The organism is Parabacteroides sp. APC149_11_2_Y6, from assembly GCF_054506995.1.
The window spans coordinates 3,002,802-3,029,291 of sequence record NZ_CP173709.1 but is presented as its reverse complement, the minus strand read 5'-3'; the positions used below and the strand labels follow the sequence as shown (position 1 = coordinate 3,029,291).

Here is a 26,490-nt window from a genome sequence, read left to right as displayed (position 1 = left end):
GTGTGATTTTGAAACAAAAGTAGCTATTTTGAATTGAAAAAACAATTAAAATCACAATAAATTGTGATTTTAGTCTGATAATGCAACTTGAAGAAGTATGAAGATTCGAAATTCACTATACATTGTGAATTTTTGAATCTTCTTTTTAATCCCATATTCGATAGATTTTACAAATAAAGCCTGCTTGCTTTGACGGTAAGCGGGCTTTGTTGTAATTTTTGAAAACTATTATTGGGAGAAGAAACAGATTGGAAAAAGCCGGAAGCTTTTATAAGGCAATGTTAAAATTTAAAATAAATATAGAAAATTCAATTCCCTGAAAGTTGTAGAAAATCATATATTTTCGCGATTTTTGCAACCCTATTTTTGAATCATATGCGTTAAAAATCAATGCATTACGTTGGTTGTATGTGATAATATCTTTATATATTTGTTGCGTTTGACGCCGCTTTCCGTATTTAATCCGCGTTGTTTGCGTAAATCTGCGTCTAAAATAATATCTACGTCAAACGGTGGTATATAAATAGGGTAATAACAAATATGAACGATAAATATATATGAAAATGAAAACAAAACTACAAGGTCTATGTCCCTCATGCAGACCTCTGCAGGCACTTGCGGCAAGTGCATATCTGCTTGCCGCCGTGCTGCTTGCTTCTTCCTGTACGGCAGAGTCCGACAAGACAGACCGTACCCCGGCAGACGGAACCGGCAGTGCAAACAAACGCGAAGTGCTTCTTTCCTTTAAGAACAAACTTACCGTAGCCACAACCAAATCGGAAACAAAAGCAGATGCCCCCATTGCCACCAAAGAAGAAAACGCAATCTCCACGCTGGATATTTATGTGTTCGCTTCTACGGACGAGGCAGGCACTTACACCTACCGCGAACGCTTCGCCTACCGCCCGGAAGGAGTGGCTTTGCCGGCAGGAGCCAATAAACTGAACCTCGCTGTCGGTACGGACGACGCTACCACCACCGCCCTGCTTGAACTCCAAAAAGGCATGTTCGTACGCCTTTACTGCCTTGCCAACCAGACCGAACTGGTGAATACGGCAGGCGATAAGGTGGAGGACGCTTACTTCCAGCCACTCGAATACACGATGGAAACCGGGAACCTTGTCGAAGGGACACCTTCTGAAACAGACTTTCAAAAGCTCCATTCCCCGTTGCTTTCAGCGACAGGCACGGCATTGAACCTCCCCCTTCCGATGGTCGGTTCGCAAACCGTCCCCATCGACCTGACCGACTTCGGTTCTTCCGCACGCGTACAAACCGGATTTAAACTGACACGTACAATGGCCCGCTTTGATGTGAGCAATGTGGAGACTGATTCCAAATTCCATCTGGAATCCATCTCGATGGGTAACGGACGGAAGGGAGTTTCTTTCTTCCCCGTCAAAGTATATGGCACGTCTCCTGCGGCGGGTGATGATTTGATAACTTATCCTGAACGTACTTTTGAAGGCGACAAAGCCAATGAAGGCCTGCAAGTATCTGCTTTCTACAGCTATCCAAGCCCTTCGGAAGATAAAGGTTACCTGATACTGAAAGGAACCTATCAGGTAAACCTGACAGAGACAAAATACGTAACCTACCGGATACCTTTTGAACAGCCCACAGCCGATGGCGGTTCGGTTGCGCTTGAAATAAACAATAACCATAGATACACCATCGGCATTACCAAAGCGGATGAATACCACTTGGACTTCACACTGGATGTAGCCGAATGGGATGAAGGCGGCGAGATAGACGGCCTCGACCCGACTGCCGGTTCCGGTGACTTTGCTTTCGACCCGGACGGGATAGCAAACGCCGCAACGACTTTTGATGAAACTAACAAAACGGTAACGATGCTTCTTGCCGATGGCAGCAAGTTTTCCCTTTCCACAACCGCCAACTCTACCATGTCTTGCGCCATCCGGTATGCCGGAAGCAATAAGAACTGCGACTGGCTGGAAGTAAAAGAAGACCCGGCAACAAAGGCTGTAACCGCTTCCACCATCTCCGGCACGGAACATAAGTATATTATCTCCATGAAGGCGGATTATACCGGAGGCATTTATCCCCGTGGAATCATCCGTTTTATCGATGACGCTACCGGAAAAAGCAATACGCTGCTTGTCGAAGCATTGTCTTTTGTTCCCGAGCTTACCCAATCTGCGTCTGACGGTACAAGCAGTTTTGCAGACAACAAGCTAATTTTGAAAGCAACATCATCTGTTGTAACACCTTCCGTAACGCTTACCGTCAATTGTCAGGGTGGCAGCAAACTGGCTGATTTCCCCGAATGGATGACCGTGGATAAAACGGAAAGCAGCAATGATGAAGACACGTATAAGTTTGAAGTGAAAGTGGATAAGGACGGCTTCCCGACTGCCAATCCGGGCGAGGTTACCTTTAAATTCCAACATAAACTGGATGCATTGAAAGAAGTGCCCGTAACGCTGGCAATAGAGGATGAACCCTCGCTGGCTATAACCGGCGGTGTCACCAAAGATGATGACGCTAAAACATTGCGGATAAACCCGACAGGCGGAACCCGAACTTTCAATATCGTTATCAAATCCTTGTTTGCTTCCTCTGTTAGCAGTGAATACGATGTAGCATACGGAGCCGGTCAGAATTGGTTAAGCGGCAGTGATGCCACAAGCATAACCAATAACCGCCGCCAGTATACTTATAGCGGAAATGTTACTGCCGCTTCCGGTAGTGATGCTGCCTATCAGGCACATAAAGCCAATCTGAAAATCTCCGTTCCCGGTCAGGAAATAAAGGAATACGGTTTTTACCGCAGTGCCAATACGGTCACTTATCCTGTCAGCGATACGAAACAGTATACCGCCATCCAAATGACGGGAAAAGACGGTAAAACGTATTATTGGTCTCCTGTTAATTTGGGTGCTACCGAAATACCTACTACCGTACCAGCCGCTTCTTCAACAGCCGGTGGTACAAATGACATTACAACCACTTGTGGTTTGTTATACCAGTGGGGTCGTCAATACGGATTCACAAATACCAACAATAGTAATATCACCAATGCGGAAAAGTTTGATGGTAAAACCGACCCGTTAGGTTTCCCAACTGGTGAGGGTGCTCTTGCCGATATGAGCCCTTGGAATAAAAAGTTTATCGTATATAGTAGTTCTTCCCCTAATACCCAAGGTAACTGGTTACGTTTTGAAGATGGAAAGGATAACCCGTCAAGCAGTAGTATGGTTGCTGATGCTTGGTATCAGCAGTTATGGAACCTCGATGAGGTAGCCAATTCTGCAGTCGATGCCACCAAGACAGCCCGTAAGACACCTTCTGATCCTTGCCCTGCCGGTTGGCGTGTTCCTACTATGGCTGAATGGGTAGCTATAGGTGCCGATAATTCCAGTTCCGGTAAAAGTTATAGTAATAATATCCTGAAAATAAGTGCAGCGAACAGTCTTCAGTTACTTTTGCCTGCTGCGGGCTGTCGGCTCTACAGTGGTGGTTCGTCCAACGGTCAGGGTTCCTACGGCTACTACTGGTCGTCCTCAGTGCCGTCCAGTAGTACGTACGCCCGTAGCGTGTACTTCGGCAGTGCTACGTTCTACCAGGACACCGGCCTCAGGGCGAACGGGTTCTCGGTTAGGTGTCTCCAAGAATAAAAAGGTCGGCGAATTGCCGACCGCATTCGATTGATTCGATTCATTTGATTTATTTGATTTTTGGAGGAAGAGAAAGACCCGCCGTAAGGCGGGTTGATTTTTAGTGAGTTATAATACGGATATTATGAATCTGAAAAATAAATTAGAAGCAGAGCGGCAAGACGAGCCGTTGATTCTTTTATATATGGAAGGAATCTTCTGGAAAGCCTATGAGCAATCTGCAATGCGGTTTGCCAAAGAAGTCAAAGCATACAAGTTGCAAAAACGTTTTATTAAAACCGTTAATGGGGAAGTGGTGTCGATGGGGTTTCCAAACAGCAGTTTGCAGGAAGTGCTGAAAGGATGGGAGTTTGTCCGGATGAACGACAAGCTGCTTTCTTTCCATACGAAAACAGCGTTTACTGCTGCTGAATTTGAAGAATGGAAATCTGCGCTTCCTTTGGAAAGCGAAGCTGTTTCTGAGGCATTGGGAACTGTCTCCACCGGAAAAACAGGGAACTGTTTCTCTGAAACCGAACGCCAGGTGTTGTCCCAACTACTGGCTTTCAGGGTTGAAGCGGCTTCTCCATTGCAGTGTATGATGCTGGTTTCAGATTTACAAGCGTTGCTGAAACAATGATTTATGATAATTTGCCTGTTTACAAGGCCACATACGATTTGCTGTTGCAAATATTCCGGATGAACCGGAATTTCCAGCGTGACTATCGCTATACGTTGGGCGAGAATGTGAAAAATGAATTGATAGCATTGCTGGTTTGCATCTATTATGCCAATTCCACAGTACAAAAGGCCGTGTATTTGCAAAAGGCAAAGGAACATATGGTGAGAGTGAAGTTGCAGGTACGCCTGTTGATGGATTTGAAACAAATTAGTCTGAAACAATATGCTACGGCTGCCGAGCAGATGGAGTCTGTCTCGAAACAGCTTACGGCATGGTATAAATCGAGTGAAAAGAAATAAAAAAGCGGTTAGTCGAGAGTGCCGGTTGCCAAGGTTACCGGCAGGGTGACGTGTAAATTCAGTAACCTACTGGCAGAGTAAAAGGACGCGAGGGGCAGGATGAGTACCCGTGTTTCTGTTAGTTAATCGAACCGGTTGCCGGAATGTTTGCTTAAGTGCATCCGTTCTGTCAATTATTAAAGTGGTTACTTTTTTGCCTGCTGCGGGCTATCGGAACAACAGTAATGGTTCGTCCAACAATCAGGGTTCCAACGGCAACTACTGGTCGTCCTCAGTGCCGTCCAGTAGTACGAACGCCCGTAACGTGAACTTCAACAGTGCTACGTTCAACCAGGACACAAACAACAGGGCGAACGGGTTCTCGGTTAGGTGTCTCCAAGCATTTACAAACCGCTTTTTTTACTATTATGGATAGAATCAGGTGATGGATTTGATAGAAGATATATTTAGGGCATATTTTGAAGCCCGTGCTGGAAAACGGAATTCGGTGAACCAGCTCCGGTTTGAACTGAATCTTGAAGAGAATCTGGTGGAGCTTTACCATGAAATAAAGGAACGCCGTTATCAGGTGGGCAGGAGTATCTGTTTTATGGTGGAATATCCGGTGAAACGGGAAGTGTTTGCCGCCGATTTCCGCGACCGTATCATCCATCACCTGCTGTTCAATTATATTTCTCCCATTTTTGAACGGGTATTTATCAACGACTGTTATTCCTGCCGGAAAGGCAAAGGAACCATGTATGGTGTCAGGCGGCTGGATAAGCATATCCGTAGCTGTTCGCAAAATTACACCTGCGACTGCTATGTGCTCAAACTCGATTTGCAGGGCTATTTTATGAATATAAACCGCCGGATATTGTATGATGCCATACTCAAAGTGCTTGAAAAGTATGGCTATCTGGTTATGCCTGACAGTATCCATTGGGAAGATTCGGAGGAATACGAACTTGTGAGATACCTTTTGCCGCTTATCGTGTTCAATGACCCGATTTTGAACTGTGTGCGGCGTGGAAACCTGTCGGACTGGGAGGGCTTGCCACCTTCGAAAAGCCTGTTCCATTCGCCTCCCGGTTGCGGTTTGCCTATCGGGAACCTTACATCGCAGTTGTTCAGCAATATTTATTTGACTCCATTCGATAATTATGTGAAAAGGGAGTTGGGCATCAAACATTATGGCCGGTATGTGGATGATTTTTTTCTTGTCCACGAAGATAAGGAAGCCTTGAAAAGAATGGTTCCCGAAATCCGGGATTTCCTTTGGGAAACTTTGCATGTGAAGCTGCATCCGCGTAAAATTGTGTTGCAGCATTATCGGCGTGGCGTCGATTTCCTTGGGGCGGTGGTAAAGCCGGGGCGTATCTACATCCAGAACCGGGCAAAACGGAAGTTTGCGTCCGAAATGTCTTATTGGGATAACAGGTTGGGGTTCGATGGTGTGCCGCTCGCCGTTTCCCATCTGTGCAAGATGCGTGCGTCCGTTAATTCTTATCTGGGTATCATGCAGCATTTCAAAACCCGGAATATAAAAAAAGAAATATTGGAGGGCTGTTCGTCCGTTTTCCGTTACGGGTATTTTAATAACGGTTGGAACAAGTATATTCTGTATAAACATCCGAAGAATTTGTCGGGCGGATAAGGAAATGGTCGGTTTTAGGGAAGAACCGGCCTTTTGTGGCGCAGGTGTCAAATTGCCTGCGCTACAATAAATATGGAAAAAAAAATTGAAACGGTTGGAGAACCTGTTCGGGGGCAAAGACCCCAATGTCCCTCTTTTTGAAAAGAAACTTTCGTTGATGAGTGCCAAAACACGCGAAAGACGTTTGAACGAACTGTGCAGCCTCGCTTTTGGGGATTATGAAGAACTTCCCCGCAAATACCGTAAGTTCGTTTATCTTTACCTGAGGCACAACCGTGCCTGCTATGTCGATTATCTGGTATCCCATTCTGTATTAGGCAAGTTCCGTTATTCCCTGAATAACCCGGAGTTATTGTTGCCTGTGTTGCATGTCCTCGAGAATGCAGGCAGGAGTGGACGTATCTCGTATGCGCATTTGGCAAGCCTGCTTCTGCTTGTGTTTGATTACCCGTATGCCTTGGGTACTTTAAAGCAGTATTTATCCAATGTTCCCGAAGCCGAACTTTTGCATGATTTTCTGGAATTGGTGGCGGAAATAAGGATCCAGGGAGAAGAAAAAGGCAAGAAATGGTAAAAAAGCAGGGATTTCGTTTCTTGTAAAAGCCGGATAAATCGGTTTTTTTGTTTTTAGATACGGTTTAATAATCTGTTAACCAGTGGTTTGGTTGTGTGCTGTTTCAACTATTTGTCGCTTTGGGGCGGCTCTACCTTTGCCCTGTGTTCAATAGTGGACATCTAAACAATTAAATTTTAAGTAGTATGGCACAAGGATTTAAATTAGTGCTGCGTCCGTCGAAGCCGGGCGTAAAGGATTCAGAGAAAATGTATTATGCGGTTTCTAAAAACACCGGTTTTACCGACCTGAAACATTTGTGTAAAATGATTTCGGCCCGAAGTACCGTATCGAGTGCGGATGTGAAGGCGGTTCTCGACAACCTGAATTTTGTATTGGATATGGAATTGCAGGCCGGGCGTATCGTACAATTGGGTGAATTTGGGAATTTCCGGATTTCGGTGAGCAGCGACGGGGTTTCCGAAGAAAAAAAGTTTGATAACAGCATGTTGCGTGCACCTAAAATCGTATTCACTCCGGGTAGCGAACTTCGTGATACAAAGAAAACACTCGATTACACGAAGATAACGCCGGAAGGAACAAAAACGGGAAGTGGCGAGAGTGATGGCGATAAACCGTCTGAACTCTGATGTTCGGGAAACACGGTAAGAAATGAAAAGGTTTCTGACCATCCAGTTATTCATGGCAGTCCTGCTCGTATTGAGCGGGATTGTCCTGATATTCTCCGGATTCTGGGTAGCGCCGGAGGGGGAAATACACAACAGTGTTTTAGTGGCGTTTGGCGAGGTCGGCACTTTTGCCGGGGCTTTGTTCGGGGTAGATTATTCTTATAAATTGAAAAATAATGAAGACGGGAGAGAAAATAAGTAAACTTTTGGTTTTTATTCATGCTGTTGTGCGTACCTTATATTATGCTTTATGCAGGAAGAAAAAAGATGAAAAAAAAGCATGAAAATATTTGGAGCGTAATAGGTAGAACACTACTTTTGCACCCGCATTCGAGAGAGAACGGCAGTACAAGACATGATGGAGGAGAGGTAAGATAAATCAAGAGCAGGGGATGAGGTTAGCCAGTCTAAGCAATATGTCCAACCACTTCTGAGAGTCGGAGAAAAAACTTCAAATATTTTTGCCGAAAAATTTGGCAGATAAAAAAAACTCCTTACCTTTGCAGCCGCAATCGCAAAACAAACGAAAGCAAAAGTTCTTTGAAAGATTTACATATCAACTAAAGTAGTACAAGAAAACGTAGAAATACGAACATACCGTCAAGGAAAAGAGACTACGATAAAAAGGATAGTTATATCCTGGGCAAGACAAACAAAATTAACAACGAAGAGTTTGATCCTGGCTCAGGATGAACGCTAGCGACAGGCTTAACACATGCAAGTCGAGGGGCAGCGGGGAGTAGCAATACTCTGCCGGCGACCGGCGCACGGGTGAGTAACGCGTATGCAACTTACCTATCAGAGGGGGATAGCCCGGCGAAAGTCGGATTAATACCCCATAAAACAGGGGTCCCGCATGGGAATATTTGTTAAAGATTCATCGCTGATAGATAGGCATGCGTTCCATTAGGCAGTTGGCGGGGTAACGGCCCACCAAACCGACGATGGATAGGGGTTCTGAGAGGAAGGTCCCCCACATTGGTACTGAGACACGGACCAAACTCCTACGGGAGGCAGCAGTGAGGAATATTGGTCAATGGGCGCGAGCCTGAACCAGCCAAGTCGCGTGAAGGATGAAGGTTCTATGGATTGTAAACTTCTTTTATATGGGAATAAAATGCGGGACGTGTCCCGTTTTGTATGTACCGTATGAATAAGCATCGGCTAACTCCGTGCCAGCAGCCGCGGTAATACGGAGGATGCGAGCGTTATCCGGATTTATTGGGTTTAAAGGGTGCGTAGGTCGTAATTTAAGTCAGCGGTGAAAGTTTGTGGCTCAACCATAAAATTGCCGTTGAAACTGGATTACTTGAGTGTGTTTGAGGTAGGCGGAATGCGTGGTGTAGCGGTGAAATGCATAGATATCACGCAGAACTCCGATTGCGAAGGCAGCTTACTAAACCATAACTGACACTGAAGCACGAAAGCGTGGGGATCAAACAGGATTAGATACCCTGGTAGTCCACGCAGTAAACGATGATTACTAGGAGTTTGCGATACAATGTAAGCTCTACAGCGAAAGCGTTAAGTAATCCACCTGGGGAGTACGCCGGCAACGGTGAAACTCAAAGGAATTGACGGGGGCCCGCACAAGCGGAGGAACATGTGGTTTAATTCGATGATACGCGAGGAACCTTACCCGGGTTTGAACGCATATGGACCGGAGTGGAAACATTCTTTCTAGCAATAGCCATTTGCGAGGTGCTGCATGGTTGTCGTCAGCTCGTGCCGTGAGGTGTCGGCTTAAGTGCCATAACGAGCGCAACCCTTATCACTAGTTACTAACAGGTGAAGCTGAGGACTCTGGTGAGACTGCCAGCGTAAGCTGTGAGGAAGGTGGGGATGACGTCAAATCAGCACGGCCCTTACATCCGGGGCGACACACGTGTTACAATGGTGGGGACAAAGGGCAGCTACCTGGTGACAGGATGCCAATCTCCAAACCCCATCTCAGTTCGGATCGAAGTCTGCAACCCGACTTCGTGAAGCTGGATTCGCTAGTAATCGCGCATCAGCCATGGCGCGGTGAATACGTTCCCGGGCCTTGTACACACCGCCCGTCAAGCCATGGGAGCCGGGGGTACCTGAAGTCCGTAACCGCAAGGATCGGCCTAGGGTAAAACTGGTGACTGGGGCTAAGTCGTAACAAGGTAGCCGTACCGGAAGGTGCGGCTGGAACACCTCCTTTCTGGAGCACAGAGATATGACTATGGTGGTTTCATAAACAAGACAGTATGGTCTTGTACTACGGTTGAATATGTATTTATATAGATTTTTTCGGGGGATTAGCTCAGCTGGCTAGAGCATCTGCCTTGCACGCAGAGGGTCAACGGTTCGAATCCGTTATTCTCCACAAAAAAGGGATATAGGACAACATAGTTGCTTAATTGTCAACTGTCACTTGTCAACTGTCACCTGAATAAGATCTTTGACGTATTGGACAACTTCAAAAATAAAGTAACAAAACAGAGCAAGCTGAAGATATATCAATCCGGCACTAAGCGGTGCCGTGTATAAAGAAAGTAAGCAAGGGCAGACGGTGGATGCCTTGGCTCTCGGAGGCGAAGAAGGACGTGATAAGCTGCGATAAGCTTCGGGTAGGTGCAAATAACCTTTGATCCGAGGATTTCCGAATGGGGCAACCCGGTTGGTAGAAGGCCAACCATTCCGTAAGGAAGGCAAACGTGGGGAACTGAAACATCTAAGTACCCATAGGAGAAGAAAACAACAGTGATTCCGCAAGTAGTGGCGAGCGAACGCGGAACAGCCCAAACCGTTGTTGTTTAGGCAACAACGGGGTAGTAGGACCACGACGTGGCAAGAAATCAGGGAAGTGGAACGTTCTGGAAAGGACGGCAACAAACGGTGACAGCCCGGTACACGACTCCCTGACGCAGCCTAGTGGTATCCTGAGTAGCGCGGGACACGAGAAATCCTGTGTGAAACAGCGGGGCCCATCCCGTAAGGCTAAATACTCCCGAGAGACCGATAGCGAACCAGTACCGTGAGGGAAAGGTGAAAAGAACCTCGAACAGAGGAGTGAAATAGACCCTGAACCCGTCTGCCTACAAGCGGTCGGAGCCATTTTAAGTGGTGACGGCGTGCCTTTTGCATAATGAACCTACGAGTTACTTTCTCCGGCAAGGTTAAGTATTTCAGGTACGGAGCCGAAGCGAAAGCGAGTCTTAACAGGGCGGCATAGTCGGAGGGAGTAGACGCGAAACCAAGTGATCTACCCTTGGTCAGGTTGAAGGTTGGGTAACACCAACTGGAGGACCGAACCGGTAAGCGTTGAAAAGCTTTCGGATGAACTGAGGGTAGGGGTGAAAGGCTAATCAAACTTGGAGATAGCTCGTACTCCCCGAAATGCATTTAGGTGCAGCCTTTATTTAGTATAGCATGAGGTAGAGCGACTGATTGGATGCGAGGGCTTCACCGCCTATCAAGTCCAGATAAACTCCGAATGCGTGCTATATATTGATAAGGAGTGAGGGCGCGGGTGCTAAGGTCCGCGTCCGAGAGGAGAAGAATCCAGACCATCAGCTAAGGTCCCCAAATAACGGTTAAGTTGAACTAACGAAGTCAGACTGCAGAGACAGCTAGGATGTTGGCTTGGAAGCAGCCATTCATTTAAAGAGTGCGTAACAGCTCACTAGTCGAGGAGTCCGGCGTGGATAATACTCGGGCATAAACCGTTTACCGAAGCTATGGATCTCGTAAGAGATGGTAGGGGAGCATTCCAGTGGCGTCGAAGGTGAGGGATAACCCTTGCTGGAGTAACTGGAAAAGCAAATGTAGGTATAAGTAACGATAAAGGGGGTGAGAAACCCCCTCGCCGAAAGACTAAGGTTTCCTGATCAACGTTAATCGGATCAGGGTAAGTCGGGGCCTAAGGATAAGCCGAACGGCGATTCCGATGGAAGAAAGGGTTAATATTCCCTTACTAGTACAGTGAGCGATGTGGAGACGGAGAAGTGACAATCCTGCCATCTGACGGAATAGGTGGTTAAAGGGTGTAGACGTCGATGGGTGTAGGCAAATCCGCACCCAGAGTCGAACCTGACAGTATGCCGAGTGCTTGCACAAGGCAAAATGGATGTAAACAGGCTCCCTAGAAAATCCGCTAAGCATATCATTGTAGTACCCGTACCACAAACGGACACACGTAGTTGGGTTGAAAATACTGAGGCGCTCGAGTGATTCACGGTTAAGGAACTAGGCAAATTGACCCTGTAACTTCGGGATAAAGGGTCCCACTGTAACAGGTGGGCGCAGAGAATAGGTCCAGGCAACTGTTTAACAAAAACACATGGCTGTGCGAAATAGAAATATGAAGTATACAGCCTGACACCTGCCCGGTGCTGGAAGGTTAAGAGGAGATGTCATCGCAAGAGACGCATTGAATTGAAGCCCCAGTAAACGGCGGCCGTAACTATAACGGTCCTAAGGTAGCGAAATTCCTTGTCGGGTAAGTTCCGACCTGCACGAATGGTGTAATGATCTGGACACTGTCTCAACCGTGAGCTCGGTGAAATTGTAGTATCGGTGAAGATGCCGATTACCCGCGATGGGACGAAAAGACCCCGTGAACCTTTACTATAGCTTTACATTGAATTTGGGCACTTGATGTGTAGGATAGGCCGGAGGCCATGAAGCAGGTACGCCAGTATTTGTGGAGCCGTCGTTGAAATACGGCCCTTTGATTGTTTGAGTTCTAACCCGCGGCATGCGGGGACACTGTATGGTGGGTAGTTTGACTGGGGTGGTCGCCTCCAAAAGAGTAACGGAGGCTTCTAAAGGTACCCTCAGACCGATTGGTAACCGGTCGCAGAGTGTAATGGCATAAGGGTGCTTGACTGGGAGACAAACAAGTCGATCAGGTAGGAAACTAGAGCATAGTGATCCGGTGGTTCCGCATGGAAGGGCCATCGCTCAAAGGATAAAAGGTACTCCGGGGATAACAGGCTGATCATTCCCAAGAGCTCATATCGACGGAATGGTTTGGCACCTCGATGTCGGCTCGTCACATCCTGGGGCTGGAGAAGGTCCCAAGGGTTGGGCTGTTCGCCCATTAAAGTGGCACGCGAGCTGGGTTCAGAACGTCGTGAGACAGTTCGGTCTCTATCTATCGTGGGCGTAGGAGATTTGAGGGGTTCTGACACTAGTACGAGAGGACCGTGTTGGACAGACCACTGGTTTACCGGTTGTACCGCCAGGTGCACCGCCGGGTATCTAAGTCTGGATTGGATAAGTGCTGAAAGCATCTAAGTACGAAGCCAGCCTCAAGATAAGATCTCCCTAAAGGGTCGTTGTAGACTACAACGTTGATAGGCTACAGGTGTAAGGGCAGTAATGTCGAAGCCGAGTAGTACTAATAGCCCGAGACTTTCTTATACAAGAAGGATTGATATATCAGCAGATGGCGAAAGCCATATGGCTCGAAGAGTTACTCCAAAATATGGAGTTGTCCAGTCAAAATCTTAATAAACGATATTAAGGTGGTTATAGCGTTGGGGATCCACCTCTTCCCATTCCGAACAGAGAAGTTAAGCCCAACCACGCCGATGGTACTGCGTAAAAGTGGGAGAGTAGGTAGCCGCCGTCTTAAATAAGCGAAAGCTTAGAGAGGAAAAGGAGTTAGTCGAAAGGCTGACTCCTTTTTTCGTATATAGTGAAATGGATAAGCATGGAACGAAGAACGAGGTTTACGGATAACGCGGATAGGGCGGATTGGAACGGATTTTTTTAAATAAAAATAATTCTTATCCGTCTTGATCCGCCCAATCCGTGTTATCCGCGAACCTCGTTCTTCAATTTTACTATATAAATTTTATGTATAGAGAACAATTTTGTGGAATTATTCCACAGGCTAAGTAAGTATTCAACAACAAGGGAGGACTTGGTTTGGAGTTTTATTTGCTTAATTATTAGGAGTGTAATGTTTTTTAACGCGATTACTAAAACTTTGGTACGATTATTTCATTCTTAAAATATGATAGTAGATTTAAATCTTATTTATAGGTAGTAGAAATATGGAAGGAGAAAGATTGATTAGGGGTAGTTTATTTTTAGCGCTTTTATTGATTTTGACAACAGGGTGCCGGCGTAAGCAAGAAGCTATGGCTCCGCTTGTTATTGTTGAAAAACCTTCAAAGAAAGATGTGCAGATTTTTGGAGAATATGTGGGACGTATTCGCGCTGCACGTTTTGTAGAAGTACATGCACGTGTGGAAGGGTATCTGGAACAGATGTTGTTTGTGGAAGGTAAAGAGGTAAAACAAAATGAACCGTTGTTTATAATCAACTCTGCTTTATATAAAGCGAAAGTGGAAAAGGCAAGGGCACAGTTGAAGAAAAATGAAGCACAGGCAGCTAAAGCACGCCGCGATGTGGAACGCCTGAAACCTTTGTATGAACAACATGCCGCAAGCCAGTTGGATTTGGATAATGCATTGGCTTCATTGGATGATGCAGAAGCAAATATAGCAATGAGTAAAGCGGACCTGGATCAGGCTTCATTGGAGCTGAGTTATACAACGGTGACATCTCCGTTGTCCGGATATATCAGCGAACGTTTTGTCGATGTAGGTGCTCTGGTTGGACCGGGCGTTAATTCCAAGCTTGCTGCGGTGGTAAAGAGCGATACCGTACTGGTAGATTTTAAAATGACAGCCTTGGATTACCTTCGCGCAGAAAGAAGAAATGTAAAATTCGGCGAACAGGATACCACCCGTTCCTGGCAGCCTACTGTAACGGTAACATTGGCGGATGATTCCGAATATCCGGTAAAAGGTATTGTAGACTTTGCCGACCCGCTGGTTGACCCGCAAACCGGAACATTCGGGGTTCGTGCCGAACTACCGAATCCCCAGCAGAAATTACTTCCGGGACAGTTTACTAAAGTGAAGCTGCTTCTCGATGTACGGGAACGTGCTATTGTGGTTCCCCGGAAAGCGATTTCCATTGAAAAGGGTGGAGCCTTTATTTATATTGTCCGCCGCGATAATATAGCAGAAAAGCGTTTTGTACAGACCGGACCTGAAATAGATAATAATATCGTTATAGAACGTGGTTTGGGCGAGAACGAACAAGTAGTTACCGAAGGGTATCATAAATTGACACCGGGTATGCTGGTTCAGCCCGTTCCTGCCGACGACGATAAAGCGATTGAAGCATTAAGAGAGGAGGTTGGAGAATGAAGCCGGGATTTTTTATAGACCGTCCTGTTTTCTCGACCGTACTTTCGCTGGTTATTGTTATTGTCGGGATAATCGGGCTGGTGATGCTGCCTGTGGACCAGTATCCGCAGATTACGCCGCCGGTTGTGAAAATTAGTGCCTCATACCCCGGTGCAAGTGCTTTGACGGTATCGCAGGCTGTAGCAACTCCTATCGAACAGGAGCTGAATGGTACTCCCGGTATGATTTATATGCAGAGTAGCAGTTCCAATTCAGGAGGCTTGACCATTACGGTTACTTTTGATGTAAATGCGAATCCGGACCTTTCGGCTGTAGAAATACAGAACCGTGTGAAACTGGCGGAATCCCGTTTGCCGGCAGATGTCGTGCAGAATGGTATTACAGTGGAAAAGCAATCGGCAAGCCAGTTGATGACTCTGAGTTTGTTGTCCGATGACCCACGGTTTGATGAAATTTACCTGAGTAACTTTGCTACGATTAACGTGTTGGACGTACTGCGCCGTATACCCGGTGTGGGGCGTGTATCCAATGTCGGTAGCCGTTACTATGGAATGCAGATTTGGGTATATCCGGACCGCCTTGCCAATATGGGATTGACGGTAAAGGATTTGCAGAATGCGTTGAAGGACCAGAACAGTGAGTCGGCTGCCGGTGAATTGGGCAAGCAGCCTGTACTGGATGTGGATATCACGCTTCCTGTAACGGCCCGCGGACGTTTGTCGACAGTAAAAGAATTTGAAGATATAGTAGTACGTGCTAATCCGGACGGCTCGATTGTCCGTATTCGCGATGTGGCAAGGGTATCGCTGGAAGCTTCGTCTTATTCAACCGAAAGTGGATTGAATGGAAAAAATGCGGCGATTCTGGCTATTTATATGTTGCCGGGCGCAAATGCTCTGGAAGTTGCAACGAACGTGAAGAATGCAATGAAGGAAATCAGCCAGAATTTTCCGGAAGGACTGGAATATAAATTTCCTTTTGATGCGACCGAATATATTTCACAGTCAATTCATGAGGTGTACAAGACGTTGTTTGAAGCTTTGTTTCTGGTTGTACTTGTGGTATTCCTGTCTTTACAGAACTGGCGTGCCGCTTTGATACCGACTATCGCAGTGCCCATTTCTTTGATTGGAACCTTCGGCTTCATGTTGATAATGGGCTTCTCATTGAATATGCTGACCTTGCTTGGTTTGATTCTTGCCATTGGTATTGTGGTAGATGATGCGATTGTGGTAGTGGAGAATGTGGAGCGTATCATGAATGAAGAAGGGCTTTCCGCCCGTGAGGCAACGCATCGTGCGATGCGTGAATTGTCGGGGGCTTTGATTGCCACTTCTATGGTATTGGCGGCTGTATTTGTGCCTGTCAGTTTCCTGAGTGGAATTACCGGAGCTTTGTACCGCCAGTTTTCAATCACGATTGTTGTGTCTGTATTGCTTTCTACTGTGGTGGCCCTGACATTGAGTCCAGCCATGTGTGCGATTATTTTGCGTCCGAGTTCCCATAAGAAAAAGAATATCGTTTTCCGCAAAATAAATGAATGGTTGGCGAAAGGAAATCATAAATATGTGCATTTGCTGAAACGTGCCGTGACGAATCCGAAACGGATATTGGCCGGTTTTGGTATGGCGATTGTCTTTATTTTCGTTCTGAACCGTGTGATACCCACCAGTTTTATTCCGGAAGAAGACCAGGGATTCTTTACTGTTGAGCTGGTGATGCCGGAAGGTGCAACATTGGAGCGTACCCGTAAAGTAACAGACCGTGCCATTGAATTTCTCGATAAATTACCGGCTGTAGCCTATGTACAGAATGTGACGGGTAGCAGTACGAGAGTCGGAACTTCTCAAAGCCGTTCTACATTGACCGTAATATTGAAACCTTGGGAAGAACGTAAGTCATCAGGCATGAAGGTGGAAGATGTGATGGAAGTGGCACGCAAGGAATTTCTTTTCTATCCGGAAATTCTTGCTTATTTCAGCCGTCCGCCTGTTATTCCCGGATTAGGGGAAAGCGGAGGTATAGAGATGCAACTCGAAGCCCGTGGAGATGCCGGTTGGGAAAATCTGGTGGCTGCAGCAGATACGTTTATGCTTTATGCATCCCAATCACCCGAATTAAGAGGCGTTTCGTCGGCTATGCAGGCAGAGATACCGCAGTTGTACTTTAATGTAGACCGCGACCGCGCTAAATTTTTAGGTATCCCTTTGACGGATATTTTTTCAACAATGAAAGCTTATCTGGGCTCTGTCTATGTGAACGACTTTAATATGTTCAACCGTATTTATAAGGTCTATATCCAGGCTGAAGCGCCTTATCGTGCGACACAGGATGATCTGGGACTCTTTTTCGTACGGGCACAGAATGGTTCGATGATTCCGCTTACGGCTCTCGGAACGACCAGTTATACAACCGGTCCGGGTACAATCAAGCGTTTCAATATGTTTACAACGGCTGCAATCAGTGCGGTAGCGGCTCCGGGATACAGTTCCGGTGAAGCGATGGCTGCCATGCAACGGATTGCCCGCGAACATTTGCCGGATAATATAGGTATTGAATGGAGCGGTCTTTCTTATCAGGAGAAAAAGGCGGGCGGACAAACCGGATTTGTACTTGCGCTTGTGTTCCTGTTTGTATTCCTGTTCCTGGCAGCACAGTATGAAAGTTGGATTGTGCCTATCTCCGTTTTGCTTTCACTTCCGATAGCGGCATTGGGGGCTTATCTTGGTATTTGGGTGACAGGATTGCATAATGATATTTATTTCCAGATCGGATTGGTTACGCTGATAGGTCTGGCTGCTAAAAATGCGATCTTGATTGTAGAGTTTGCAAAAGTTCAGGTCGATGCGGGGGTGAGTGCTGTGGAAGCAGCTATTCATGCAGCCCAGATGCGTTTCCGACCGATTTTGATGACTTCTCTGGCTTTTGTGTTGGGTATGCTTCCGATGGTTCTGGCAACCGGACCGGGTTCGGCATCACGCCATAGTATCGGAACCGGGGTATTTTTCGGAATGCTTGTGGCCATTACAGTAGGTATTGTACTGGTTCCTTTCTTCTTTGTCTTTATCTATAAGTTGAAGGGAAAGATGCGATTGGATAATATATTGAAACGGAAAGCAAAAGCCTGATAGAAAACTAACAGTATAGTCTTATGAAACAAAACAAATATATAATTATAATTCTTTCCCTGTTTTTCGTGCTGGTTCTCTCTTCTTGCAAAATAGGAAAGAAATACAGCCGTCCGGAATTGAATTTGCCGACGGAGATTGTGGCGGATGCCGATACGACCTCTTCTGTAGAGAATATTCCCTGGGAGAGCCTGTATGCCGATACGACTTTGCAGCGTTTGATAAAAGTTGCCCTCGAAAATAACAAGGATATGAAAATTGCTGCGGCAAAAATCAAGGAGATGATTGCTTCCAAACGTATTACTTTCGCACAGCAATTTCCTCAACTGGGAGCTAATATATATGGACAGCGGGAAGACTTGAATTATGGGGGCGACAATTTAAAGTCGTCTCCGGAATATGGTGCTAAGCTTGTGCTTTCGTGGGAGCTCGACTTATGGGGAAAACTTCGTTGGGCGAATGAGGCCGGCATTGCGGCTTATATGCAATCGGTTGAAGCACAGCAGGCATTGAAACTGACGATTATAGCCGAAGTGGCGGCAGCCTACTATCAACTGTGTGCACTCGATCAGGAATTACTGATTGTTCAGCAGACGTTGGAAGCACGCCGGGAGGGGGTTCGTTTGGCGAAGCTTCGTTTTGAAGGCGGGTTGACTTCCGAAACTTCTTACAACCAGGCCCAGGTGGAATTGGCTCGTACGGAAACACTGGTTCCAGCTTTGGAAGGTAAAATAAAAATAAAGGAAAGTGATATTTCTTATCTTCTTGGTGAATATACCGGTGATATTCCGAGGGGGATGGCTTTAAGCAAACAGCATTTGCCGGATGTCCTCCCTGTAGGCTTACCTTCTTCTTTATTGGAACGTCGCCCGGATATGAGGCAGGCTGAACAACGCTTGCGTGAAGCGAATGCGAATGTGGGTGTTGCCCATACCAGTTTGTTTCCGCAAATCAGCTTGACAGGTAATCTGGGATTCGAGAGCAAGGAGCTTGGCGACTTTATAAAAAGTCCGGCTTGGTTTATCGGCGGGAGTTTATTGCAACCTCTTTTCGCCATGGGAAAGAACAAGGCGAAGTTGAAAGTTGCCCGTGCCCGCTATGAACAAGAGGTATTAGGCTATCAGAAAAGCGTGCTCGGAGCTTTCAAAGAAGTGAATAATGCGATTGTTTCTATCCGGAAAGCAAAAGAAATACGCCAGTCTTACGAACAGTTATTGGAATCTGCCAATACGTATACCCAGTTGGCCCAGTTGCAGTATATCAATGGAATAACGAACTATATCGATGTATTGGATGCGCAACGTGGATTGCTGGATGCACAAATCAGCCTGAATAATGCCAAGCTGGATGAGTTGTTGTCGGCTGTTTATTTGTATAAGGCTTTGGGAGGTGGGTATAATAATTGACAACTAATTCTTATCTTTGTTGCTTGAAACAAAGATAAGAATTGCAATGCCTCTAAACTTACAAAAGAATTTACCGGCTGTAGAGCTGTTAAAGAAAGAACATATCTTCGTAATGGATTCGTTGCGTGCATCCGAACAGGATATACGTCCGTTGCGGGTTGCTGTGCTGAATTTGATGCCTCTTAAGGTTACGACCGAAACGGACTTGATCCGTTTGCTTAGTAATACCCCTTTGCAGGTGGAGTTGGAGTTTATGAAAATAAAAGGGCATACTCCTAAGAATACTCCGATTGAACACATGCAGGAGTTTTACAAAGATTTTGATGAAATGCAGGATAATTACTACGACGGCATGATTATTACAGGTGCTCCGGTAGAACAGATGCCTTTTGAGGAGGTGAACTACTGGGAGGAAGTGACCGGAATATTCGATTGGGCACGTACGCATGTAACTTCTACTCTTTATATTTGTTGGGCTGCCCAGGCAGGGTTGTATCATTTCTTTGGTGTACCTAAATATGATTTGCCGGCAAAAATGTTCGGTGTATTCCGCCATACGATGCGTGAACCTTACCAGCCTATTTTCCGTGGATTTGATGATGAATTTTATGTGCCTCATAGCCGCCATACGGAGATACGCCGTGAAGATATTATGAAAGTGCCCGAACTGACACTGCTTTCCGAAAGCGAAGAATCAGGGGTCTATATGGTGATGGCACGAGGCGGACGTGAATTTTTCATTACGGGGCATTCCGAATATTCTCCTTATACATTGAGTGATGAGTATATTCGTGATGTGAATAAAGGCTTGTCGATTTCGGTTCCCCGCTATTATTACCGGAATGATGACCCGGCACAAGGACCAGTGGTCCGTTGGCGTGGACATGCGAATTTGCTGTTTACCAACTGGCTGAATTATTATGTTTATCAGGAAACTCCTTTCAAAATCGAGGATATTAAAAACTTGGGTAGTTTATAAGATCAGTGTGTATGCAATTATCTCCCCGGAATATAGAATTACTCGCTCCCGCCAAGGATTATACTTGTGGGATCGAGGCAATAAATCATGGTGCTGACGCTGTTTATATCGGTGCCCCGAAGTTTGGTGCCCGTGCAGCAGCCGGCAACTCATTAGAGGATATCCGTAAACTTTGCGAGTATGCCCATTTGTTTGGTGCCCGTATTTATGTGGCACTGAATACTATTTTGAAGGAGGATGAATTGCAGGAAGCCGAACAATTGATTTGGGATATTTACAGAGCGGGAGCGGATGCCCTGATTGTTCAGGATATGGGGATTACCCGGCTTGAACTTCCGCCTATTCCACTTCATGCCAGTACGCAGACGGATAACCGCACAGTGGAGAAAGTGAAGTTTCTTGAATCGGCAGGTTTTACACAGGTGGTTCTGGCACGTGAATTGTCTTTGAATGAGATTCGTTCCATATCGGAACAGACATCTGTCCCCCTGGAAGTATTTGTACATGGTGCTTTGTGTGTGAGTTACAGCGGGCAGTGCTATTTGAGTGCCGCATTAAGCGGGCGTAGTGCGAACAGGGGAGAATGTGCACAATATTGTCGCCTTCCTTATACGATGGTAGATGCAAACGGGGAGGAGATAGCGAAGGGTAAGCATTTGTTGTCTCTGAAAGATATGAATCGTTCGGAACAGTTGGAAGCCTTGCTGGATGCCGGAGTTTCTTCTTTAAAAATAGAAGGACGGTTGAAAGATGTTTCTTATGTGAAGAATGTTACTGCTTATTACCGGAAAAAACTGGATGCTATCTTGGCACGTCGTCCTGAGTATCGCCGTGCTTCTGCCGGTTATACCTCATTTTCGTTTGAACCTATTGCCGAGAAGAGTTTTAATCGTGGTTTTACTCCATTCCTTTTACAGGGTAGAACGGCTGATATAACAGCATTCGATACGCCTAAATCGTTGGGTGAACCAGTAGGAACCGTGAAAGAACTAAAAGGTAATTCTTTTACTGTAGCCGGTTTGAAGCAGTTGAATAACGGGGATGGGTTGGTATTTTTCAATAGTAGGGGAGAACTGGAGGGTTTCCGGGTAAACCGTGTGGATGCTAACCGGGTGTTCCCATTGGAAATGCCGGATATTCGCCCCAAAACGCCGTTGTACCGGAATTTTGACCAGGAGTTTGAAAAGTTATTGGGTAAACCTTCGGCAGAGCGTAAGTTGGCTGTACGGATGGAATTTATTGATAATGCTTTTGGCTTTACCTTGGGGATGAAAGATGAAACAGGTACATCTGTATTGCTTACCCGTCCTTTTGAAAAGGAACTGGCTCGCCGTGACCAACAAGAGAATATCCGTACCCAATTATCAAAATTAGGAAATACGCCTTTTGAAGCGACAGATGTGCAGGTTTGCATGTCTGATAACTGGTTTGTCCCTTCTTCTTTATTATCTGATATGCGCCGGGAGGGTGTGGAGAAACTGATAGCTGCCCGGAATATCCGTTATTCGCGTGAGATAGCCCGGAATCAAAAAGCTGAAGAAGAGGTTCCTTTCCCTGAACGTAAGCTTACGTATTTAGGGAATGTGTCGAATTCCTATGCCAAAGCTTTTTATGCTGCTCATCAGGTGGATGAGATTGCTCCGGCATTTGAACTGGCTCCGCAGAAAGAGGTTCCGTTGATGTTTACCAAACATTGTCTTCGTTACAGTATGGGATGGTGCCCGACTTACCAGAAAAATAAATCTCCTTACAAAGAACCTTATTATCTGCTCTACAAAGATACTCGCCTGCGTTTGCAGTTTGATTGCAAGCATTGCCGTATGTTGGTTTATGAGGATGCGGAGTGAGAATAGGGATACGAGGAATCTTGTTTTTATATTATTTTATTTCTTTTTTGTAGATCAATGTTTCAGCATGTTTTTCCATGCCGGGGGTATCTGAGTTTTTGAATCTTGCAACCAGGGTGAATTGGTTATTTTCATAGTATTGGTGATTGCAGGTGGTATCAGTCCAAAGAAATAAGTTTTTTAGTCCATCTTGTCTGCATTTTTTCATAAATCCGTCCATGAGCAGTTTGCCATATCCTTTTTGTTTGCTAATGAATAGAGTCAGTATGATATCATTAGAGTTTACATATTTATTTATCTGGCTTGTATTATATTCATAGTAATTCAGGTAGTTTAAAGCTATCATTTTTTCTGTTGGTGGAATTTTATTTATTTTATGCATCAACCATTCTCTCGCATGATTAGTGTTCGATTTTAATGCGGCAAATAGGAGTCCTTTCATTTCTCCATGTTCAGAAGCTTTGTAAGAGTACCTGGAATTTAAAATATTATACCTAACGAGGAGTTCATTGATTAACTCAGCAAGTTTATCACCTTCATTTGTAAATAAATCTCCCCAGTAGCTTTTTGCTAATAGAGAAGCCTCTTTGATATCATTGTTGTTAAAGTATTTAATATTCATGGGTTAATTGTATTAATAAGCGGAAAGCAAGGGATTCGAACCCCTGGTACAGTTACCCGTACACCGCATTTCGAGTGCGGCCCATTCGACCACTCTGGCAGCTTTCCTCTTTCTGTAAGTGGTTTCTTTATACATGCAAATGTATGGAAAATTTGATATGATTATTCACAAAGGGCTCTTTTTTATGCAAAAAGAGCCCTTTATTGTGATTGTATGATTAGTAAATTTCTTTTGCCACTTTATATACGCTGTCGCTTGCCATCATTGTGTAGAAGTGAAGACTTGGTACGCCATGAGCAATCAGGTCTTTACATTGTTGGATACACCATTCTACGCCAACAGCTTTGGCTTCTTCATCTGTTTGGCATTTACGCAGTTCCGTTGCAAAAGGCTCGGGAATATCCGAACGGAATATTTTGGGTAATACGGTCAATTGATTTTTAAAGACTATCGGTTTGATACCGGGAATAATAGGTACGGTTATACCTTCGGCACGGCAACGGTCTACAAATGAATAATATTTTTCATTGTCGAAAAACATCTGAGTCACCAGATAATCAGCCCCGTTTTTTACTTTTTCTTTCAGATAGTAAATATCGGATTCCATATTGGGTGCTTCTTCGTGTTTTTCCGGGTAACAGGCCATACCATATGAGAACGGAGTTTCGTTGGCTGTAAAAGTCGTACCATCTATTGCCACACCTTTGTTGAAATCGTTGACTTGTTTTTGCAGGTCGGTTGCATGTTCGTGGTATAGATTCGGATCCTGTGAGCCGTCCAGAGTCTTTACATCTCCCCGAAGCAACAACAAGTCATAAACACCTAAAAAATTCAGGTCGATTAAAGCATATTCCGTTTCGTCTTTGGTAAATCCTTTACATATTATATGGGGAACGGCCGTAATACCATATTTGTTTTGTATGGCAGAGGCTATGGCAACCGAACCCGGACGTTTGCGGATGTTTACTTTTTGGAAACTACCATCCGGCAACGTTTTATAAATATATTCACTGTGATGAGATGTAATATTTATATATTTAGGGTCGAACTCTTTTAGTTTATCGATTACATTGTATACTTTTTGTATGCTGTTCCCTTTGATGGGAGGAAGTATTTCGAAAGAAAAAGCGGTGCTTTGGCTTTCATTTATTAAGTCTATAACTCTCATGTCTATCTATTTTGAGGCAAAAGTAGTAATTATTGTTTGTTTTTGCAATTAGCATTTCCCTGAGCTGTTTATAAAGCATCGGATTTTAGATAGTAAAAATATAAGACTGTATCTTTTAATGCCTTTTTTGAACCAATCTGTAGTTTTATTAATATCTTTGCGTTTCATAATAATCTAATTACGACAATATATGGAAAATATTAACTGGTCTGATCTGTCATTCGGTTATATGAAGACAGACTATAATGTTCGGTGCTACTATCGGGATGGAAAATGGGGTGAATTGGAAGTTAGCTCCTCCGAAATTATTAATATTCATATGGCTGCAACTTGTCTGCATTATGGACAGGAAGCTTTTGAAGGCTTGAAAGCTTTTAGAGGCAAGGATGGTAAAATCCGGGTATTCCGTATGGACGAGAATGCAAAACGTATGCAGTCATCCAGTCGTGGTATCAAAATGGCAGAGTTGCCTGTAGAAAAGTTTGAAGAAGCAGTTCGTAAAGTCGTAAAACTGAATGAACGTTTTGTACCACCTTATGAAAGTGGTGCAGCATTATATATCCGCCCGTTGCTGATAGGCCTGGGTGCACAGGTAGGGGTAAAACCAGCTCCCGAATATATGTTTATGATATTTGTTACTCCGGTTGGCCCTTACTTTAAAGGGGGATTCAAGCCATCGAAAGTTTGTATCATGCGTGAATATGACCGTGCAGCACCTCAGGGTACCGGTACTATTAAAGTCGGTGGTAATTATGCTGCCAGCCTGGTTGCCGGAGAAAAGGCAAAAGAATTAGGCTATGCAGCTGTTTTATATTTGGATCCGAAAGAAAAGAAATACCTGGATGAGTGTGGTCCAGCAAACTTCTTCGGTATTCGTGGAAACAGCTATATTACTCCGCAATCCCATTCAATCCTGCCTTCTATTACCAATAAAAGTTTGCAGCAGCTTGCTACAGATATGGGGCTGACAGTAGAACGCCGTCCTGTACCGGTAGAAGAACTGGCTACTTTTGAAGAAGCGGCAGAATGTGGTACAGCCGCAGTAATCGCTCCGGTATCACAGATTGATGATCTGGATATTAACAAATCATATATTATATCCAAAGACGGTAAACCTGGTCCTGTTTGTGAAAAATTGTACAATAAACTGCGTGCAATCCAATATGGAGACGAACCGGACACATATGGTTGGGTAGCTGTTATTGAGTAATTGATATGTATGGCACGATTGATAAACGATAGATGTTGATATAAACTCTGACGCGGATTTCTCGAAAAATATATTTCCAGCGAAATCCGCGTTGAAAAATAAATTAGTGTCTTTTTTGATTCAAATTTGACAAATAATGAATCAAGTTGTTAGTTTGAAGTTTATCTTTTTATGATAAAACTGCAATCTCTGCATTGCAAATATGAATAAGATGTTTATCTTTGTGCCGATAATTTTCAATTATCAATTTTCTTTTTTCAATTGATAAAGTGGAAGCATTCTTTAAAACACATAAATACCTGGTAGAGCATTTGTATTCGCCGGTCCGTAGAGGCTTGATGGATGAGATCGACTGGAATGACCGGTTGATTGGCATAAAAGGTTCGCGGGGGGTAGGAAAAACAACTTTTCTATTGGATTATGCCCGCGAAAAGTTTGGGGCAGATAATAAAGAATGTTTGTATATCAATCTAAATCATTTTTATTTTACGGAACGGACTTTGATCGACTTTGCCGCAGAATTCAGGGCAAAAGGAGGAAAAGTATTGTTGATCGATCAGGTTTTTAAATATTCGGGATGGTCTAAAGAACTCCGTTATTGTTACGATAATTTTACTGATCTGAAAATCATATTTTCCGGCTCGTCTGTGATGCGACTGAAGGAGGAAAATCCGGATTTGGCAGGAAAAGTCGTTTCTTACAATTTGCGTGGTTTTTCATTCCGTGAGTTTTTTAACTTGATGTCGGGAAATGATTTTCCGGCTTATACATTTGATGAGATTTTAGCCAATCATACGGAGATAGCAAAGGGTATTTGTTCGGTAGCAAAGCCGATGGCTTACTTTCAGGACTATCTTCATCATGGTTTTTATCCGTTTTTTCTTGAGAAACGCAATTTCTCGGAAAATTTGCTGAAGACCATGAATATGATGTTGGAGGTGGATGTGTTATACATTAAACAAATAGAACAAAGTTATCTGCCTAAACTACGTAAACTGTTATATTTGCTGGCAACTTCAGCTCCTTGTACGCCAAATGTGAGCCAGTTAAGTAAAGAAATCGAGACATCACGTGCAACAGTGATGAATTATATCAAGTATTTAACAGATGCCCGTTTGATGAACATGCTTTATCCGATAGGGGAATCTTTTCCTAAAAAACCGGCTAAGGTATATATGTATAATTCAAACCTGATGTATCCTATTCGCCCGATGGAGGTAAATATACAGGCAGTACGTGAGTCGTTTTTTTATAACCAGTTATTGAAGGATAATAAGCTGAATGAAGGGATAAAAAATGCTCCTTTTCTTATAAATTCAACTTACAACTTCCGGATTGAAGAGAATATGAAGGTAAAGAATAACCCTGACTTCTATTATGCAATCGATAAAGTTGAAGTAGGAGAGGATAATATGATTCCGCTTTGGCTTTTCGGTTTTTTATATTGAGATA

General features: G+C 44.6%; 17 protein-coding genes, 2 tRNA genes and 3 rRNA genes. 19 read left to right on the top strand and 3 right to left on the bottom strand.

Going from position 1 to position 26,490, the window contains the following annotated elements; translation table 11 throughout:
• Positions 1-563 precede the first annotated feature (563 nt).
• From ACGE0T_RS12530 to ACGE0T_RS12450, 17 genes are all read left to right on the top strand, one after another.
• Positions 564-3,641, top strand: coding sequence for an FISUMP domain-containing protein (locus ACGE0T_RS12530; protein WP_459186973.1), 3,078 nt, complete (start codon positions 564-566; stop codon positions 3,639-3,641).
• Between the two features lie 124 nt (positions 3,642-3,765).
• Positions 3,766-4,260: a hypothetical protein gene (locus ACGE0T_RS12525; protein ID WP_459186972.1), complete on the top strand. Its 495-nt coding sequence runs from the start codon at positions 3,766-3,768 to the stop codon at positions 4,258-4,260.
• Positions 4,257-4,601, top strand: coding sequence for a four helix bundle protein (locus ACGE0T_RS12520; RefSeq protein ID WP_459186971.1), 345 nt, complete (start codon positions 4,257-4,259; stop codon positions 4,599-4,601). Before ACGE0T_RS12525 ends, ACGE0T_RS12520 begins: the two co-directional genes overlap by 4 nt.
• A gap of 181 nt (positions 4,602-4,782) precedes the next feature.
• Positions 4,783-5,016 carry a hypothetical protein gene (locus ACGE0T_RS12515; RefSeq protein ID WP_459186970.1) on the top strand — a complete coding sequence of 78 codons (234 nt, stop codon included), beginning with the start codon at positions 4,783-4,785 and terminating at the stop codon, positions 5,014-5,016.
• A gap of 9 nt (positions 5,017-5,025) precedes the next feature.
• Positions 5,026-6,237: a reverse transcriptase domain-containing protein gene (locus tag ACGE0T_RS12510; RefSeq protein WP_459186969.1), complete on the top strand. Its 1,212-nt coding sequence runs from the start codon at positions 5,026-5,028 to the stop codon at positions 6,235-6,237.
• A gap of 85 nt (positions 6,238-6,322) precedes the next feature.
• The gene (locus tag ACGE0T_RS12505) at positions 6,323-6,811 is read left to right on the top strand and encodes a hypothetical protein (protein ID WP_459186968.1); all 489 of its coding nucleotides are present in this window, start codon (positions 6,323-6,325) and stop codon (positions 6,809-6,811) included.
• A 185-nt stretch (positions 6,812-6,996) separates the two neighbouring features.
• Positions 6,997-7,440 carry an HU family DNA-binding protein gene (locus ACGE0T_RS12500; RefSeq protein ID WP_459186967.1) on the top strand — a complete coding sequence of 148 codons (444 nt, stop codon included), beginning with the start codon at positions 6,997-6,999 and terminating at the stop codon, positions 7,438-7,440.
• A gap of 22 nt (positions 7,441-7,462) precedes the next feature.
• Positions 7,463-7,681 carry a hypothetical protein gene (locus ACGE0T_RS12495; protein ID WP_459186966.1) on the top strand — a complete coding sequence of 73 codons (219 nt, stop codon included), beginning with the start codon at positions 7,463-7,465 and terminating at the stop codon, positions 7,679-7,681.
• Between the two features lie 459 nt (positions 7,682-8,140).
• Positions 8,141-9,667, top strand: a 16S ribosomal RNA gene (locus ACGE0T_RS12490).
• A 91-nt stretch (positions 9,668-9,758) separates the two neighbouring features.
• Positions 9,759-9,832 (top strand) — tRNA-Ala (locus tag ACGE0T_RS12485).
• Between the two features lie 163 nt (positions 9,833-9,995).
• Positions 9,996-12,873 (top strand): 23S ribosomal RNA (locus ACGE0T_RS12480).
• A 100-nt stretch (positions 12,874-12,973) separates the two neighbouring features.
• Positions 12,974-13,084: ribosomal RNA gene (gene rrf / locus ACGE0T_RS12475) — 5S ribosomal RNA — on the top strand.
• Together the 16S, 23S and 5S rRNA genes with 1 tRNA gene alongside form the textbook arrangement of a ribosomal RNA operon.
• Before the next feature lie 427 nt (positions 13,085-13,511).
• Entirely contained in the window at positions 13,512-14,678 is a 1,167-nt protein-coding gene (locus ACGE0T_RS12470) for an efflux RND transporter periplasmic adaptor subunit (protein WP_459186965.1), read from the top strand.
• Positions 14,675-17,806 carry an efflux RND transporter permease subunit gene (locus ACGE0T_RS12465; protein ID WP_459186964.1) on the top strand — a complete coding sequence of 1,044 codons (3,132 nt, stop codon included), beginning with the start codon at positions 14,675-14,677 and terminating at the stop codon, positions 17,804-17,806. The genes ACGE0T_RS12470 and ACGE0T_RS12465 overlap by 4 nt, the downstream gene beginning before the upstream one ends.
• Before the next feature lie 23 nt (positions 17,807-17,829).
• Positions 17,830-19,212, top strand: a complete 1,383-nt coding sequence (locus ACGE0T_RS12460; RefSeq protein ID WP_459186963.1) for an efflux transporter outer membrane subunit — start codon at positions 17,830-17,832, stop codon at positions 19,210-19,212.
• 46 nt (positions 19,213-19,258) lie between these two features.
• A complete protein-coding gene (gene metA, locus ACGE0T_RS12455) occupies positions 19,259-20,191 on the top strand; it encodes a homoserine O-acetyltransferase MetA (protein WP_459186962.1) in 933 nt (310 codons plus the stop codon).
• A gap of 11 nt (positions 20,192-20,202) precedes the next feature.
• Positions 20,203-22,038: a peptidase U32 family protein gene (locus ACGE0T_RS12450; RefSeq protein ID WP_459186961.1), complete on the top strand. Its 1,836-nt coding sequence runs from the start codon at positions 20,203-20,205 to the stop codon at positions 22,036-22,038.
• A gap of 31 nt (positions 22,039-22,069) precedes the next feature.
• Here the strand turns inward: ACGE0T_RS12450 and ACGE0T_RS12445 are convergent, their stop codons facing one another.
• The 3 genes from ACGE0T_RS12445 to metF all read right to left on the bottom strand — a co-directional run bounded on the left by ACGE0T_RS12445 (position 22,070) and on the right by metF (position 23,828).
• Positions 22,070-22,660, bottom strand: a complete 591-nt coding sequence (locus tag ACGE0T_RS12445) for a hypothetical protein (RefSeq protein WP_459186960.1) — start codon at positions 22,658-22,660, stop codon at positions 22,070-22,072.
• Between the two features lie 20 nt (positions 22,661-22,680).
• A tRNA-Ser gene (locus ACGE0T_RS12440) sits at positions 22,681-22,767 on the bottom strand.
• A 110-nt stretch (positions 22,768-22,877) separates the two neighbouring features.
• On the bottom strand, positions 22,878-23,828 hold the full coding sequence (gene metF / locus ACGE0T_RS12435) for a methylenetetrahydrofolate reductase [NAD(P)H] (protein ID WP_459186959.1): 951 nt from the start codon (positions 23,826-23,828) through the stop codon (positions 22,878-22,880).
• A 190-nt stretch (positions 23,829-24,018) separates the two neighbouring features.
• On the opposite strand from metF, the gene ACGE0T_RS12430 reads away from it, so the two are divergent.
• Together ACGE0T_RS12430 and ACGE0T_RS12425 are read left to right on the top strand one after the other, a co-directional pair.
• Entirely contained in the window at positions 24,019-25,038 is a 1,020-nt protein-coding gene (locus ACGE0T_RS12430) for a branched-chain amino acid aminotransferase (RefSeq protein ID WP_459186958.1), read from the top strand.
• A gap of 269 nt (positions 25,039-25,307) precedes the next feature.
• Entirely contained in the window at positions 25,308-26,486 is a 1,179-nt protein-coding gene (locus ACGE0T_RS12425; RefSeq protein ID WP_459186957.1) for an ATP-binding protein, read from the top strand.
• Positions 26,487-26,490 lie beyond the last annotated feature (4 nt).